This is a genomic window from Bdellovibrio sp. BCCA (assembly GCF_037996825.1).
Taxonomy (GTDB): domain Bacteria; phylum Bdellovibrionota; class Bdellovibrionia; order Bdellovibrionales; family Bdellovibrionaceae; genus Bdellovibrio.
The window spans coordinates 2399060-2413552 of the sequence record NZ_JBBNAC010000001.1; the positions used below are offsets into that span (position 1 = coordinate 2399060).

General features: G+C 45.0%; 19 protein-coding genes and 1 riboswitch. Of the genes, 9 read left to right on the forward strand and 10 right to left on the reverse strand.

Annotated features, from left to right (window positions below; all coding sequences use genetic code 11):
- Positions 1–6 precede the first annotated feature (6 nt).
- Positions 7–645, reverse strand: a complete 639-nt coding sequence (locus tag AAAA78_RS11685) for a hypothetical protein (RefSeq protein WP_340592228.1) — start codon at positions 643–645, stop codon at positions 7–9.
- A gap of 104 nt (positions 646–749) precedes the next feature.
- Positions 750–1028, reverse strand: coding sequence for a helix-turn-helix domain-containing protein (locus tag AAAA78_RS11690; protein ID WP_295899958.1), 279 nt, complete (start codon positions 1026–1028; stop codon positions 750–752).
- A 207-nt stretch (positions 1029–1235) separates the two neighbouring features.
- Between AAAA78_RS11690 and AAAA78_RS11695 the strand changes: the two genes are divergently transcribed.
- From AAAA78_RS11695 to prpB, 4 genes are all read left to right on the forward strand, one after another.
- Positions 1236–2009 carry an acyl-[acyl-carrier-protein] thioesterase gene (locus AAAA78_RS11695; RefSeq protein WP_340592229.1) on the forward strand — a complete coding sequence of 258 codons (774 nt, stop codon included), beginning with the start codon at positions 1236–1238 and terminating at the stop codon, positions 2007–2009.
- Positions 2006–2524 (forward strand): DOMON-like domain-containing protein, encoded by a 519-nt coding sequence (locus AAAA78_RS11700; RefSeq protein ID WP_340592230.1) that lies wholly within the window; start codon positions 2006–2008, stop codon positions 2522–2524. Before AAAA78_RS11695 ends, AAAA78_RS11700 begins: the two co-directional genes overlap by 4 nt.
- Positions 2525–2632: 108 nt before the next feature.
- Positions 2633–4141, forward strand: a complete 1509-nt coding sequence (locus AAAA78_RS11705; RefSeq protein WP_340592231.1) for an MmgE/PrpD family protein — start codon at positions 2633–2635, stop codon at positions 4139–4141.
- Between the two features lie 322 nt (positions 4142–4463).
- Positions 4464–5363 (forward strand): methylisocitrate lyase, encoded by a 900-nt coding sequence (gene prpB, locus AAAA78_RS11710; RefSeq protein ID WP_295899954.1) that lies wholly within the window; start codon positions 4464–4466, stop codon positions 5361–5363.
- A gap of 30 nt (positions 5364–5393) precedes the next feature.
- On the opposite strand, the gene AAAA78_RS11715 is transcribed toward prpB, so the two are convergent.
- Positions 5394–5762 carry a hypothetical protein gene (locus AAAA78_RS11715; protein ID WP_340592232.1) on the reverse strand — a complete coding sequence of 123 codons (369 nt, stop codon included), beginning with the start codon at positions 5760–5762 and terminating at the stop codon, positions 5394–5396.
- A 106-nt stretch (positions 5763–5868) separates the two neighbouring features.
- Here AAAA78_RS11715 and AAAA78_RS11720 point away from each other — a divergent pair, with 106 nt between their 5' ends.
- Positions 5869–6453, forward strand: a complete 585-nt coding sequence (locus AAAA78_RS11720; RefSeq protein WP_340592233.1) for an LOG family protein — start codon at positions 5869–5871, stop codon at positions 6451–6453.
- A gap of 75 nt (positions 6454–6528) precedes the next feature.
- Here the strand turns inward: AAAA78_RS11720 and AAAA78_RS11725 are convergent, their stop codons facing one another.
- Both AAAA78_RS11725 and AAAA78_RS11730 read right to left on the reverse strand, forming a co-directional pair.
- Entirely contained in the window at positions 6529–7080 is a 552-nt protein-coding gene (locus tag AAAA78_RS11725; protein ID WP_340592234.1) for a hypothetical protein, read from the reverse strand.
- Positions 7081–7209: 129 nt separating this feature from the next.
- Positions 7210–7545: a DMT family transporter gene (locus AAAA78_RS11730; RefSeq protein ID WP_340592235.1), complete on the reverse strand. Its 336-nt coding sequence runs from the start codon at positions 7543–7545 to the stop codon at positions 7210–7212.
- 24 nt (positions 7546–7569) lie between these two features.
- A riboswitch (guanidine-III (ykkC-III) riboswitch) is annotated at positions 7570–7637 on the reverse strand.
- A 113-nt stretch (positions 7638–7750) separates the two neighbouring features.
- Between AAAA78_RS11730 and AAAA78_RS11735 the strand changes: the two genes are divergently transcribed.
- Complete coding sequence (locus AAAA78_RS11735; RefSeq protein WP_340592236.1) at positions 7751–8770, forward strand: lipoate--protein ligase; 1020 nt, start codon at positions 7751–7753, stop codon at positions 8768–8770.
- Here AAAA78_RS11735 and AAAA78_RS11740 read toward each other — a convergent pair.
- The 4 genes from AAAA78_RS11740 to AAAA78_RS11755 all read right to left on the reverse strand — a co-directional run bounded on the left by AAAA78_RS11740 (position 8767) and on the right by AAAA78_RS11755 (position 11056).
- Positions 8767–9180 (reverse strand): hypothetical protein, encoded by a 414-nt coding sequence (locus tag AAAA78_RS11740; RefSeq protein WP_340592237.1) that lies wholly within the window; start codon positions 9178–9180, stop codon positions 8767–8769. The genes AAAA78_RS11735 and AAAA78_RS11740 overlap by 4 nt on opposite strands.
- 78 nt (positions 9181–9258) lie before the next feature.
- On the reverse strand, positions 9259–10038 hold the full coding sequence (locus tag AAAA78_RS11745; RefSeq protein ID WP_340592238.1) for an SDR family oxidoreductase: 780 nt from the start codon (positions 10036–10038) through the stop codon (positions 9259–9261).
- A 73-nt stretch (positions 10039–10111) separates the two neighbouring features.
- Positions 10112–10597, reverse strand: coding sequence for a hypothetical protein (locus AAAA78_RS11750; RefSeq protein ID WP_340592239.1), 486 nt, complete (start codon positions 10595–10597; stop codon positions 10112–10114).
- Positions 10598–10735: 138 nt separating this feature from the next.
- Positions 10736–11056, reverse strand: a complete 321-nt coding sequence (locus AAAA78_RS11755) for a hypothetical protein (protein WP_340592240.1) — start codon at positions 11054–11056, stop codon at positions 10736–10738.
- 88 nt (positions 11057–11144) lie between these two features.
- Here AAAA78_RS11755 and AAAA78_RS11760 point away from each other — a divergent pair, with 88 nt between their 5' ends.
- The 3 genes from AAAA78_RS11760 (at position 11145) to AAAA78_RS11770 (ending at position 13810) form a co-directional block, all read left to right on the forward strand.
- Positions 11145–12020 carry a LysR family transcriptional regulator gene (locus AAAA78_RS11760; protein ID WP_340592241.1) on the forward strand — a complete coding sequence of 292 codons (876 nt, stop codon included), beginning with the start codon at positions 11145–11147 and terminating at the stop codon, positions 12018–12020.
- Positions 12021–12197: 177 nt separating this feature from the next.
- Positions 12198–13364, forward strand: a complete 1167-nt coding sequence (locus tag AAAA78_RS11765) for a bifunctional 2-methylcitrate synthase/citrate synthase (RefSeq protein WP_340592242.1) — start codon at positions 12198–12200, stop codon at positions 13362–13364.
- A 164-nt stretch (positions 13365–13528) separates the two neighbouring features.
- Positions 13529–13810, forward strand: coding sequence for a hypothetical protein (locus AAAA78_RS11770; RefSeq protein ID WP_340592243.1), 282 nt, complete (start codon positions 13529–13531; stop codon positions 13808–13810).
- Between the two features lie 28 nt (positions 13811–13838).
- On the opposite strand, the gene AAAA78_RS11775 is transcribed toward AAAA78_RS11770, so the two are convergent.
- On the reverse strand, positions 13839–14414 hold the full coding sequence (locus tag AAAA78_RS11775; protein ID WP_340592244.1) for a hypothetical protein: 576 nt from the start codon (positions 14412–14414) through the stop codon (positions 13839–13841).
- Positions 14415–14493: the final 79 nt, after the last annotated feature.

Here is a 14493-nt window from a genome sequence, read left to right on the forward strand (position 1 = left end):
AAATTTTTAGTATAAAAGAGGACGGCAATCAATAATGCAGGCAAAACCCTCAACGGCTTCTTTTTGCATTAAAGGTAAAAGATGAACTCCGTCAACGGTGATAGTCACTCTTTCAAGAGAAGCTTTCTCCGTTAGTAAATGTTGATTTGGGACCAAAACTCCCTCAGGTCCCGCAGCCTTGGTAAGGACAGCCCCTACTCCTTGAATTAAAAGATTATCGATTTCTTCATCGCGGATATAAAGATGATTCCAAGGACGACAGTAAAGGTCTTCGATTGTGTAACTGGCGAATTCAAAATAGTTAATTGTTCTGAAAATCTGCGTGTTCTGAGGCGTATAAAACTCAACGACACGGCTTTCTTTTTCCACCATTTCAAAAATGGAGGGATGGCATTGATAACCAAAATATTCCAAACCTTTTTGAACCAAGAATGCAGAGTCTTTGAGACTGTGGTTTTCCTTATAGACGGACCGACAAACCTCAATATAGTTTCGCAGGGTTTCAATGGCAGTTTGTTGGCCTTCTTCTGTCAGCTGTTGAAAATAGGACAGTCCCGGATGACTATAAGGACGGACCGCCATTCCCTCTTGTTCAATAAACGAACAAAGCTCTTCGCTTAACGCTTTAAACAGTTTCGTTCTCACCAATTCACCTTGCAAAAGAAAATTTCGAATTCATCTGCCAAAAAAACAAAACGAGCGCCATAACTGGAGCTCGTTCCAAATTTAACTCTAAAAACTGGTATAAATTAGCGAGCTTTGCTGCTTGCGAATTTGCGGCGAAGATCTTGAGTCACCTCTTGAACCGTCGCATTGAGCGTCACTTCAAAAAGATCATCAGCTGATACTTTATAAAGTTCTCCCAACTTCTTAAGAGCGTTGATTGGAGGATGAGAAACTCCTCTTTCCCAGTTAGAAATAAACTGAGGAGTTGAGTATCCCAATTTGTCAGCCACGTCTCTTTGAGAAAGACCTGCTGCTACACGTTTTTGCTTTAAAAAATCTGCTAACATATTTTTTTGTCTCATGTGCAATCCACCTAATAGTAATTAGCTTAAACACAACCACGGGAACGTGACAAGTATTTGCTTTGAAGGTTTTTCGTTTTTCACACCTCTAAACAAATACAGTATACATTGTTTGGGTCTAAATTACTTCCTGTTTTTTTGCAATTTCTATGTTTGAGATACGAGTTATTTCATGTTTTCGCGCAGGAAATATGGAATCATAGGCGCATGAGCAAATCGGAATATGCCCTCTGGACAGAAAAGTATCACATTACAAGTTTGCTAGTGAATCCGTTGGGACGCTTGGGACTTTACGGCACTCTCAATCTTATCCAAGAGACCGCTTGGATGCACGCCGAACGCTTAGGTTTTGGAATGCAAGATATGGAGAAAGAAGGCCTTTATTGGGTGTTGACCCGCCAAACTCTGCACATGAAGGAATGGCCTCGATTCGGTCAGAATATCAAAGTGCAAACGTGGCTGCGTCCACCTGAGGGCGCTTTTGTGACACGGGAGTTTGCTATTTTGAACGAGAACGACAAGGAGATCGGGCTTTGCGCAACTTCGTGGCTGGCTTTGGATCGCCAATCTAAAAAAATTCTTCCTGCACAGAACCTTCGGGATTGGGATCATTTAACTTATGAACGTTCTTCAGGTCTAACACCCGAAAAAATCCCCGTGGCTGGCGAATACGAAAAGCTCGCCAAGTACCGTGTTCGTAACTCTGACTTAGATATCAATCAACACGTGAACAACACGAAATACGCCCAGTGGATTCTGGACGCTATTCCTTATGAGTACCACAAGTCTTTGCTGTTAAAGTCCTATTCGGTCAATTTCTTGGCAGAAACTCACTTGGGAGATAAAGTTCAGATTGATCGCAGTCTGCAATCGCCCGATGTTCACAATAATTCTCAAGGAACAACGAACTACAAAGGAACTCGCGTCGGTGATGATAAGGTTCTATTTACAGCAACGTTGGAGTGGGAGAAACGTTCATGAAAAATCTTGTTCCATTTCATTCTACAAACCGCACGAGTCAGTTTTCCGTTGAAGCCGACTGCTTTCAAACAAAACCCACGACTTTGACGATTGAATTTAAAATCACCGGCCCTCTTGAACATATTGTGTGGCCTTCCCCGGGAGTCATTGAATCCCGTGAAGACGGCCTTTGGCAGAGCACTTGCCTTGAGGTTTTTGTCTCTGAAACTCGTGAGAAAAATGAACCCTATCTCGAGATCAATTGCTCTCCAAACGGCAACTGGAATGCTTATAGTTTTAGCAGTTACCGTGAAGGTATGAAGCCCTCCTCGGATATCACCGTGCGTCTGAAAGAGCGCAGTTCCGAAAAGAACGAAGCGTTCTTTCGAATTGAGGTGAACAGTTCTCAGCCATTAAATCCCCGCGTTGTAGGTTTAACGGCGGTGGTGGAGTTCTTAGGTGGCGAGAAAAGCTATTGGTCGCTTCGCCATGCGGCTCCTCAACCTGACTTTCATGATAAAAACGGTTGGGAATAGCCCCGCGACGCGCTGAGTGAAGCGGACTCTCCCCGTCTGATTCTTGACCCTTTCAGAGGCCCAAGTTAGGTTCAGTTGTTTTATTTTTAACCCCTGAAAGGACCTTTCATGAAGAAACACACTGTTCGCGTTTATCCTTCTAAAGAAAAGCTTGATCGCAAAGACCAACTTGCTTGGAAAATTGCTGAAATCGCTTCTGACAATGCACCTATCAAAGCTGACGTTACTGATATGGTTATCAACCGTATCATCGACAATGCTTCTGTTGCTATCGCAGCAGCAAACCGTCGCCCCGTAGCTTCGGCTCGTGCGATGGCGATTGCGCATCCTCGCGCTCATGGTGCGACTGTATTCGGTATGCCAAACGATCAAAAATTTGACTGTGAGTGGGCGGCATGGGCGAACGGTACTGCGGTTCGTGAATTGGATTTCCATGACACTTACTTGGCGGCTGACTACTCTCACCCTGGTGACAACATTCCAGCGATCTTGGCGGTTGCTCAACAAATGGGTAAAAACGGTAAAGAGCTTTTGAAAGGGATCGTGACTGGTTATGAAGTTCATGTGGATCTAGTAAAAGCGATCTGCTTGCACGAATACAAAAAAGACCATATCGCTCACTTGTGCCCTGCTCAAGCTGCGGGTATCGGTACATTGTTGTCTCTTCCAACTGAAACTATTTTCCAAGCTGTGCAACAAGCGGTTCACGTTTCTTTCACAACTCGCCAATCTCGTAAAGGTGAGATCTCTTCTTGGAAAGCTTACGCTCCTGCACACGCTGGTAAATTGGCTGTTGAAGCTGTCGACCGTGTTATGCGTGGCGAAGGTGCTCCGTCTCCAATTTATGAAGGTGAAGATTCAGTTATCGCTTACATGCTTTCAGGCAAAAACGGTAAATACGAAGTTCCACTTCCAGAAGTTGGCGAAGAAAAACGCGCGATCCTTGAGACTTACACGAAAGAGCACTCTGCAGAGTACCAATCTCAAGCATTGATCGACTTGGCTCGTAAAATGAAACCAATGATCAAAAACTTCGACGATATCGCAAGCATCGTGATCCACACTTCTCACCACACTCACTATGTGATTGGTACTGGTGCAAACGATCCACAAAAAATGGATCCAAATGCATCTCGCGAAACACTTGATCACTCGATCATGTACATCTTCGCAGTGGCTCTTCAAGACGGAACTTGGCACCACGTTAACTCGTATGCTCCAGAGCGCGCGAAACGTGCTGACACTGTGGCTTTGTGGCACAAAATTTCTACTGTTGAAGACAAACAATGGACTGCTTGGTACCACGAGACAGATCCAGATAAAAAACGCTTCGGTGGCCGCGTAGAAATCACAATGAAAGACGGTTCTAAGATCGTTGATGAACTAGGTGTGGCTGATGCTCATCCAGCGGGGGCTCGTCCATTCAAACGTGCTGACTACATCCGTAAGTTTGACACTTTGACTGAGGGAATCATCACAAAAGCAGAACGCGATCGTTTCATCGGTCTTGTTGAGAATCTTGAGAATTTGACTGCTGAACAAGTTCAACAGTTGAACGTTCAGATTCCTATCGACAAGTTGGTTAACAATAAGCGCGATAATAAAGGGATCTTCTAGGACGGAGATCTCGGTGCGGGAGTGGGGTGTTTACCTTAGGGCAACCTCCACTTCGGCGGCACGCTCGTCCTTGAGCTCTGCCGCCATCGCCCGCTTTCAGCGGTCGAACGCATCACGCTTGGCGGAGGCCTTCTTCGGGTGGCTGCCCTAAGGTAAACACCCCACTCCCCACAAGCTCATCGTTTAGAAATTACTTTATTGTGTTTATTGAAAACATGCTCGCGTTTGGATGTGGTACGATGCTGGTGATCTTTGAGAGTTAAATCTTTTAGAATCACAAAACCGATTTTGAAACTTGGGCCAATTAAGAGATGAGGATACTATGTTATTTCCTGAAATTACTCCTGCGCAGAAGCGTAAAAATTTTCGTGAAGCCTTAAAATCTGGAAAACTACTTCAATTTCCGGGCTCTTGGTCGCCTCTTGTGAGTATGGCTATTGAGAGAGAAGGATTTGATGGGGTTTATATCTCGGGGTCTGTTCTTTCTAATGATCTTGGATATCCTGATATTGGGTTGACGTCTTTGACTGAAGTCGCTCAGCGTGGTCGTCAGATTTCTCGCACGACGAAGCTTCCTACTATTATTGATATTGATACTGGTTTTGGTGAGCCTATGTCTGCGACTCGCACTGTGCAAGAGATGATCGAGATGGGCCTTGCGGGTTGCCATATTGAAGATCAAATCAATCCGAAGCGTTGTGGTCACCTTGATGGCAAAGCTCTTGTGACTCGCGATGAAGCGACTCGCAAAGTGGCGGCGGCCGCTCGTGGTAAGAAGCTTGATGAGAATTTTCTTTTGATTGCTCGTACGGATGCTCGTGCTGTTGAAGGCATTGATAAAGCCATTGATCGTGCGAAGGCTTACATTGATGCGGGAGCAGATTGCATCTTCACTGAGGCTCTTGAGAATGAAAAAGAATTTGAAACTTTCCGTAAGGCTGTGAGTGTTCCTTTGCTTGCGAACATGACAGAGTTCGGTAAAGGTCGTCTTTACACTTATGAAGAGCTTTCTAACCTTGGATACAATATCGTGATTTATCCTGTGACAACATTCCGTCTTGCGATGGGTGCGACTGTTTCAGGTCTTCACGAAATCAAAACTAAAGGAACTCAGGAAGGTCTTTTGGATAAGATGCAAACTCGTAAAGACTTGTATGCACTTTCTCGTTATGACGAGTACAACTCTTTTGATACCAGTATTTTTAACTTCACTTTGAAGTAAACTCTTAGGGAGGCAGCAAGCCTCCCTTTTTTATTTCTGAAGTAGGCGTTTATATCGATGCGTGGTCATAAGACCTAAAAGCAGCAAGATCACCATGAGCATGTGAATTAGAACATCTGGCGGAGTTCTTGGGCCAATGCCTATCGTGATCATGATGATTCCCACAAAAACTCCCAACAGTGCAAATCCTTGCGCTGTCATAGCGAGTCTGTGAGTCCACTCTTTGGAAAGAAAACTTAGAATCAGTCCCAACGCTAAGACGCAGCCGATGACGGTTTCAGCGGTTCCTGCTTTTTGATGTTCATAGCCCGTTGCCAAAATGCCGAAATGAAAAAGAGCCGCGAGAAAAAAGACGAAAGCTTCCAGGGCTAAAAATGAGCGAATCACATTGACCTTCATAGCTACTCCTTTTCATATCTCAAACAAGGTCCTTTAAAAAGGCAATGGATTTCAGCTGCGTTGACATTTCCGGGGAATTTGTCATTTTAATAACTAAGAGGTTTTTATGAAGAGCATCTGTGTGTTTTGTGGCTCCAGTGCCGGGGCTCAGCCGGAGTATATGTCTGCAGCAAGAAATTTAGGTAAAACTTTGGCGACCAATAAAATCACCTTGATCTATGGTGGAGCTAGTGTCGGCCTTATGGGCGCTGTCGCCGATGAGGTTCTGGCTCATGGCGGACATGTCACGGGTGTGATTCCAAAAATTTTGATGACTAAGGAAGTAGCTCACCACGGACTCACGGATTTACGCGTTGTCGATTCTATGCACTCGCGCAAAGCTTTGATGGCCGAACTTTCTGACGGCTTTATTGCTTTACCGGGAGGCTTTGGAACTTTCGAAGAACTTTGTGAGATTGTCACTTGGTCGCAGTTGGGACTGCATCAAAAACCTATCGGTGTTTTGGATGTATTGGATTACTACAAGCCCCTTAAAGAACTTGTTAACAAAGGCATTGAAGAAAAATTCATTCGCGAGCAATACAAAGACCTTGTGGTCTTCGCAGAGTCCGCAGAGGACCTGCTTAAAAAGTTTTCCACTTACCAGCCACTGGATGTGCCTAAGTGGATTCGCTCGCCGTCCGAGACTTAAACTTACAAGACGAAGAAAATAAAAAAGCCAGCGGAGTTCCCGACTGGCTTTGTTTTTAAAAGTCTGTGCGTCTTATTAGCAGCCAGAACCTTCCATAATAATTTGGTGAACAACACCGTTTTCAGTATCCAAAATCATCAACGATGGGAAAGTCACTCCACACTGAACTGCACCCATAGGCGCCACACCGTACTTAACGGATTTAATGGAGCGAAGAACGTTGAAAGCTTTGTTTAACTTTAAAGTGCCATCAGCAAATTTGATTTTATCTTGGTCCGTTTGCTCGCTACCTTCCAAAGTATTTTCGAGACCACTTTCGATGTAGCTGTAAGCCCCGCCGCGATCTTCTTCAGCCCACAACATTTCATCTACGCCCCAGGCGTTTTTTGGAGTTGCTTCCCAGTGATCGTCGAAATCTTTTTGGTCATCAACCATTCCTTCGTTCGTAGCAAGTTCGAACAAGATTTTCTTTACGTCAGATCCCGGAGTGACTTTGAACTCTTGAGAACCTTCAGCAACCGAAGCTAAAAGGTCTGCTGCGTAACGAATACGTTTTTCAATATCTTGGTTTTTTGCGAAAGCTGATGTTGATACCAACAATGAAAGAACAATTACTAAGTGTTTCATAAGTACTTCCTTAAAAGTTTTGAGCCCGCCGCTCTTTGTGTGGGCCCCTTATACAAATAAACACTTAGACTATAAAATGAATAAAACGATACTATATATGCGCCTTAGGAATGGTAATAATTTCTGTTCTCAATGTGAACCTGAAGTGACTTTCAGTCCAATAATAGAGACCAAAAGCAATCCTAAAAAGAACAACCGTGCCGGAGTCGCAGCCTCTTTAAAAAGAATGATGCCAAGAATCGCCGCTCCCAAGGCTCCAATTCCCACCCACACTCCATAGGCCGTTCCAATAGGCAAAACGGTTGCTGCGCGGGCCAGTAAAAACATGCTTCCGGCTAAAGCCACAAGGGTAAAAATACTGGCGTTTAATTTTGTGAAACCTTCGGTATATTTAAGACCGATAGACCAACCGACTTCAAGAAGACCGGCGATTGATAAAAGAATCCACGCTACTGTGTTAGGCATACCAACACTCCTTTCGTTTAGAAAAAAGCGTCGTCTTGTCCTAACCGGGTACGTCGCACATCGTCCGGGCATTTCTGAGGATGAAATACAGACTCTATTTAAGCCCTAAGGTGGAAAAAAAGTCAAGGTTCCGGCCTTAAACGAATATATACTCTTGGATGTCTCGTTCCTTGACCAATGTTTCTTGTAAGACTAGGTTTCGCTCATGCAAAAGCTTAAAGTTTTTCTTTCAGACAGTTTTAATCCTCACCTTAATCTTGCAACCGAAGAGTGGATCTTTCACAACCTCGATCCTTCCCAACAAGTTCTTTTCTTGTGGAGAAATGAAGAAACCGTTGTGATCGGACGAAATCAAAATCCGTGGTCTGAGTGCAATCTTGCGCAAATGAAAAACGACAATGTTCACCTTGCCCGTCGCACGACAGGCGGCGGTGCTGTTTTCCATGATCTGGGAAATACGAATTTTACTTTCTTGTCACCGAAAGAAGCCTATAAGCGCGACAACAATGTGCAGGTGATCTTCGATGCCCTTAAAAGTTTCGGCATCACCGGCGAAGCTTCAGGAAGAAACGATTTACTGATTCCTTTCCACGACGGTCCTCGTAAATTTAGCGGCAGTGCTTATCGAGAAAAGAAAGATCGTGCCTTTCATCATGGGACTTTGCTTCTTCACACGGACTTGACTCGTCTGGGAAATTATTTGACGCCGAATCCAAAAAAGCTGCAAGCCAAAGGCAAAGAGTCCGTGCGTGCGCGCGTCGCGAACCTCAACGAAGTTTCTGCAAACATCAAACATGATCAGATCGTTGAAACGATGGTGGCTGCTTTTGAAAAATTCTATGGCGGAAAAGCAGAGGTCGAATCTTTGACAATGGAAAGTTTAAAACGCATTCCAGAATTGAAAGCTCAATACGACACTTTAAGTTCGTGGGAATGGCTGTACGGAAATACTTTGGAGTTCAATCATAAGATGGATGAGTATCTTTCGCTGGGCTTCTTTGATTTCCAATTCCAAGTTGAAGATGGCGTCATCAAAGAACTTAAAATTTTCACAGACTGTCTTTACCCGCAATTGATTGAAGATTTGACGGCGAGTTTGCGCGGCCAAGCGTATCGCGGCGAAACAATTCGCCAGGCTCTTGCCAAAGCTCGCGAAAAGTTCGCCGATCTTTCAGCGGGGCTGACAGAGCTGGAACAGTGGCTCTGTCGCCAGATCGAAATTTAAACGCAGTTCACCGTGACAGTATGACTGTGATCGCCATCAAAGCTGGAAAACTCCATGGTGCTTTCGTTGTTTCGCAGTCTCTTAAAATCACCGGCGGTCATAACTACAGTATGCGTGTGACCGCTTCCGTTGTCTTCTAGAACATAAATTTTATCCATACCCGCATTTATATCGCGGATCGGAATCACTAGCGTGTGGTTCGTCGAATGCACTTGCTGTATATCGACAACCGTTCCGCTGTTCAGACAACTTGCTCCCGGTTTAGTTGGAATCTTTCCGGGAGGAGTTTCTCCGGGATCGCTGCTGTTGTTCATGCTTTTTGAACTGCCACCGCAGGCTTTTAAAATGGCTGCACCGAAAGAGATGGCCAAAATTTTAACCGAGGTCCCTAAAAAGTTGCGACGATTCATAAAGGCTCCTTGGTTTGAAACCTTTTTTATTTTCGGTCTCTTAGGAACAATCGCAACCTGTAATCTCACAAGACTTTGTTAAAGTGACGGAGTTCTTCCGCCATCGACAGGAAGATTAATGCCGTTAATATACGAAGCCGCAGGACTTGCTAGAAACGCAATCGCTTCCGCCATTTCTTGCGGCTCTCCGATTCTTCCCGCAGGAATTGTTTTCTTCCAGCTTTCTTCAACTTCCTCTACCGAAGTTCGTGTCGACGTTGCCGAAGACCCCATCAAAGAACGCAGACGATCCGTGCGAATGTAGCCAGGCAAAACGTTGTTCACCGTCACGCCAAACGGAGCGAGTTCGCCAGCCAAAGTTTTTGACCAGTTTGCCATGGCCCCGCGAATAGTGTTTGAAACACCCAATCCCGGAATCGGATTTTTGACAGAGGTGGAAATCACATTGATAACACGGCCGTATTGAGACGCCTTCATCGAAGGCAGCAGCGTCTGCACCAATAAATGGGATGCAATCAGATGAGCGCGTAAAGGAATTTCAAATTCGGTGATACTCGTTTCATGCAAAGGCCCGCCTTTGGGGCCGCCTGTGTTGTTGATTAAAATTTGTACGGATTCTTTTTGCAGCAAAGGAAGAATATCGGTTTGCAGCTTATCGGTGTTTGCCAGATCAATTGCAAAACTCTTGTGACCCTCACCAGGTAAAGAACTGACAAGGGCTTTTAATTTTTCCTCAGTCCTTGCTAAAGCTAGAATTCGTGCGCCTCGTTCCGCTAAAAGTTTTGCGGAGGCTTCACCGATACCGCCCGAAGCGCCACACACGACCGCTGTTTTACCTTGCAAGCTCCAAGAGTTCATTCACTCCTCCAAGTCAGATATTCGAAGTCTAACACTTCCCAATATCATTCCTTATCTTCGGAGTGATTTCACCTTATTTGACTCTTTTCAGATTGCGGCACTCATATTGTTTGTAAGTACGAGTTCCATCTTTGGCAAATTCGTGGTCAAAGTACATGTTTGCAGCCAGAACTTTTCCCGTTCCATTACTTGCGATTTTCACTTCGATAGAAGACTCTTTGTCCATCTTCAACATATAAGCATGAAAACCGTCGCGATAAAGATACGGCTTTGTCACAGACACTGTGTATTGAGCTTTGCGAGCGTCGCCCGTGTTATAAGCTTCGGGAACTTCCACTTGCATCGTTTGGATTTCGCCTTGATTTACATTAAGTGCCACGGCGCACTCTCTTTGGCTTAGTGCCAACTTCTTACATCCTAAATCCTTTGCGAAAACTCCGCCTGTGTCTGCACATTGTCTGCGGGCAGCCACAGTTCCGTGGAAAATCATTGTGTCGGCCGAAGCTCCCTGAGCGAACAATACAAACAAAGACTGCAGTAAGATCACCTTCTTAATCATAAACGCCTCCTAATAATAAGTTCACCAGGGATAGGAGCAACATCCGTTCCCTGGTGAACTCAAACTGAGGCTACTTTGGCAAAAAAAATCGCTAAGATTTTAGCCACATGACAAAGAGGGGCTACTTGTTCGCCAACACTACTGGCAGTATACGCAGGCGTAACCAACAAGATCGCCGGCTTTATCATAGTGTTCAGTGCAGGCATTGGCGTAAGAGGCGCAGGCTGAACAATCTTGAACCTGAACACTGGAGCACGTGCCGCCAACTTTAACATTTAAAAACAAAGGACGTCCTCCACGTGGTGGGCAGTCCGGTCCTCTCGGTGGATTGGGATTTGGATTGCTTCCACAGGGCCTGCCGTTACAACAGTCTCCTGGAACGCATGCTATGGCCGCATGAGATTGAATACCTGACATCATCAGTAAGACAGCCGTAAAGGCCGGAATAATTATTTTCATAGATCCTCCTATGGCCCCACCTTAGCGGGCGTCGTTGTTTTTGGCTGTTGACTTTTATGCACTATTAAAATTACTTTTCGTCAACACTATGGCTTTTCAAATTCCACTGGATGATTGTTTGGTTGTTTTAGAATTCCGCGATGGCTCTTCCTTAAGAGACGTGGCGGCACGCCTTAATCTGGATCCTTCCGCCTTAGTTAGAAAAGTTCAAAGAATTGCTGCTGAACATGCCTTGCTGGAAAAAATCAAAGGCCGTTGGGTGTTGACGGCCAAAGGTCATCTGGTGAATCGCTGGACAGAAGACACTTTGATTTCTCAGCAACGCCTGCTAGATACTAAGCCGCAATTGCGAATCGGCACCAGCATGTGGCTTTCTGAACAAGTGCTCGTGCCCTACTCCGCTTGCTTAAATCGCGACACCTATCACAAATACAATTGGTTGATTCTCACTCCGAACCGTCATTTTGAAACGGAACTTCTAGAAGGTACCTGCGATTTTATCATTACTTGCGGAGCCCCTGTCGATCCTCTGATTGCTTACAAAAAAATTCTTCCGGAAGAGTGGATCGTTATCATCCCTAAAACCTGGCAAAAAGATTTTAAAAATCTTAAAGATGAAAAGCAGCTTCAAACTCTTCAGCAAAAAAGCTTTGTGCGACATATAGACATCAATGCCGAAGAGTTTTTAAACCTCCCTGAGAGAATGGAAAATATCTCGGTCAGTGTGGATAACCTGATCGGCATTCGCTCTGCCGTTGCCAAAGGTTATGGGTGGAGTCTTGTGCCGCGGTTGGCGGTGTTAAAAGAGCTTCGCACCCAAGAAGTCGTCGAACTTTCGCTTTCGGAGCTTCGAGGAATTAAAAATAATCATTTAAGTCTTTGGTGGTCGCGCGCGCGGAAAGAGCATCAACAACTGGCGCCGACTCTGCAGCAATGGCTTTTAAGGTCCCTACAGGATTCTTAAGTCCTCGTTCCTGCTCCCACCGTCGAACGGCGTCTTTCGCCGCGCCAAGCAAAGTCGCTTTTGCACTGTCCATCTATTGACCGATGCCAAACCCCAAGCTAGCTTGAACCATTCATTTTTACACACATTACGCGCCGCATCTCAAAAAGGTACGGCGTACCCATCTTCGGAGGAAAAATGGCTGAATATATCAATCCAGATTACGTTCCAGAACCAGAGAAAATGAACGTGAAAAAGGGTCTTGAAGGCGTTGTTATGGATACGTCTTCTGTATCTAAAGTAAACCCTCACACAAACTCTTTGATCTACCGTGGTTATCCAGTTCAAGACTTGGCTGAAAACTGCTCTTTCGAAGAAGTGGCTTTCTTGCTTTATAATGGTGAGTTGCCAAACGCTTCTCAACTTGCTGACTTCACAAAAAAAGAACGCGGCTACCGTGAGATCTCTACAACTTTGTTGAATGTGATCAAAGCTCTTCCACAAAAATGTCACCCGATGGATTCTATCCGTACTGCGGTTTCATTCTTGGGCACTGAAGACGCTCGTATCTGGGATGCAACTCCAGCGACAAACATGGATAAGGCGATTCAGTTGTTGGCAAAAATCCCAACAATGGTTGCTGCTGACTACCGCTTCAAAAAAGGTTTGGATTTCATTCCTCCAAAAGCGGATTTGTCTATCGCTGAAAACTTCTTCCACATGTGCTTCGGTAAGGTTCCACAAAAAGAAGTTGTAAAAGCTTTCGACGTTTCTTTGATCCTTTACGCTGAACACAGCTTCAACGCTTCTACTTTCACAGCACGTGTTGTGACTTCAACTCAATCTGATATCTACTCTGCAACTGTCGCGGGTATCGGTGCGTTGAAAGGTCCTTTGCACGGTGGTGCGAATGAAATGGTTATGCACATGATGAAAGAGATCGCTGATCCTGCGAAAGCAGAACAGTGGATGTTGGATGCTCTAGCTCAGAAGAAAAAAGTGATGGGCTTCGGTCACCGCGTTTACCGCTCTGGCGACTCTCGCGTTCCAACTATGAAAAAATACGCGCAAGTCATGGCTGATGTGACTGGCGAGCAAAAATGGATGCAGATGTACTCTGCATTAGAAAAAGTTATGGTTGAGAAGAAAAAAATCTACCCTAACTTGGATTTCCCAGCGGGTCCTGCTTACTACATGATGGGCTTTGAGATCGACTTCTTTACTCCGATCTTCGTGATGGCTCGTACAACGGGCTGGTCTGCTCATATCATGGAGCAAGCTGCTGACAACCGTATCATCCGTCCTCTTTCTGAGTACGTTGGTAAAGAACAGCGTAAAGTCACTCCTATCAGCGAACGCAAATAGGAAATTACTTAATAATATGTTCGAAAGCCTCTGCCGAACGCAGAGGCTTTTTTTTGCCGTTCGCAAAGCCCATTACGCGACGGATTCTTTCAAGAATAAAACCTGACATCGCTCCTGTTCTGAATTTATTTAGGCCCACAATTCAAACAATGGAGATAACTACGATGAAAAAAATAATTGTTATGGCTGCGATCTTTGTGGGTTCTTATGCCTCTGCTCAAGTCGGCGAGGCCACTGTTTCCTTGGATTTTCCAAGTCAAAGTCAGTGGGCTATTGGCATGGTGAATATGGCTTGTGGTTCACGCTTTCATGCGGATCAGGGCTATGTCGGAACAATCACAAAAACGGATGAAGGTGTTGTCTATAGAGTTTTTGCCGACGGCGAGATCGTAGGCCGCGCCCATGCTTCATCGACATCGATCTTCGCTAGAAAAAAATGTTTTTAGTTTTAGGAAGGGCGCTCTCTGCGCCCTTTTAGTTTTCAGCTATGGAAATCATTTTGTGATCAAACTGCATGCGTTCTTGATTGTAAGACGCTACGACTTCGCGAACGACTTCAGTTGAGTCTTCTTTTGAGCTTAAGTGCTCAAGACAAGACTTCGTCACACTCAGTGAAAGCAGATAATCGCTTTTACGAATCATATTTTGGAAATCGAATTCGCGGAGCTTCGCAAAGCCACCTTTTTCACGGCGCATCTTTAGAATTGAAGTCATCGCCTTTAAATGCGCGATCATATCTTTCGAATATTGAGTTTTCATAGAGTCGATATCAACTCCGCGACGCCAGCGATCAAAACCGCTCATCGACGACACGGCAAGAATATGCAACGACTGAGCATCCAGTCGTTCAGCCCAGCGTTTTGCGGACTGCATATTCATCTCCAGCATTTGGCGCTTGGGCATTTTGTAAACAGAGACGCCACTTATCGGCTGTCTCATTGTGAGAGAACGCTGCTGAACTCCAACAAGAGTGAGTTCCGCTGCTAAAATCGCAAAAGCCACAAATCCCAAAGCCGCTGTTCGTAGAAATAAACGCATTTTATCAGTCATACAAAGTATCCAATACAAAGCTTGTGCCTATCTCATAATGAGATTGACGACTCTGAGGTACGGACTTACTTTTGGTAGT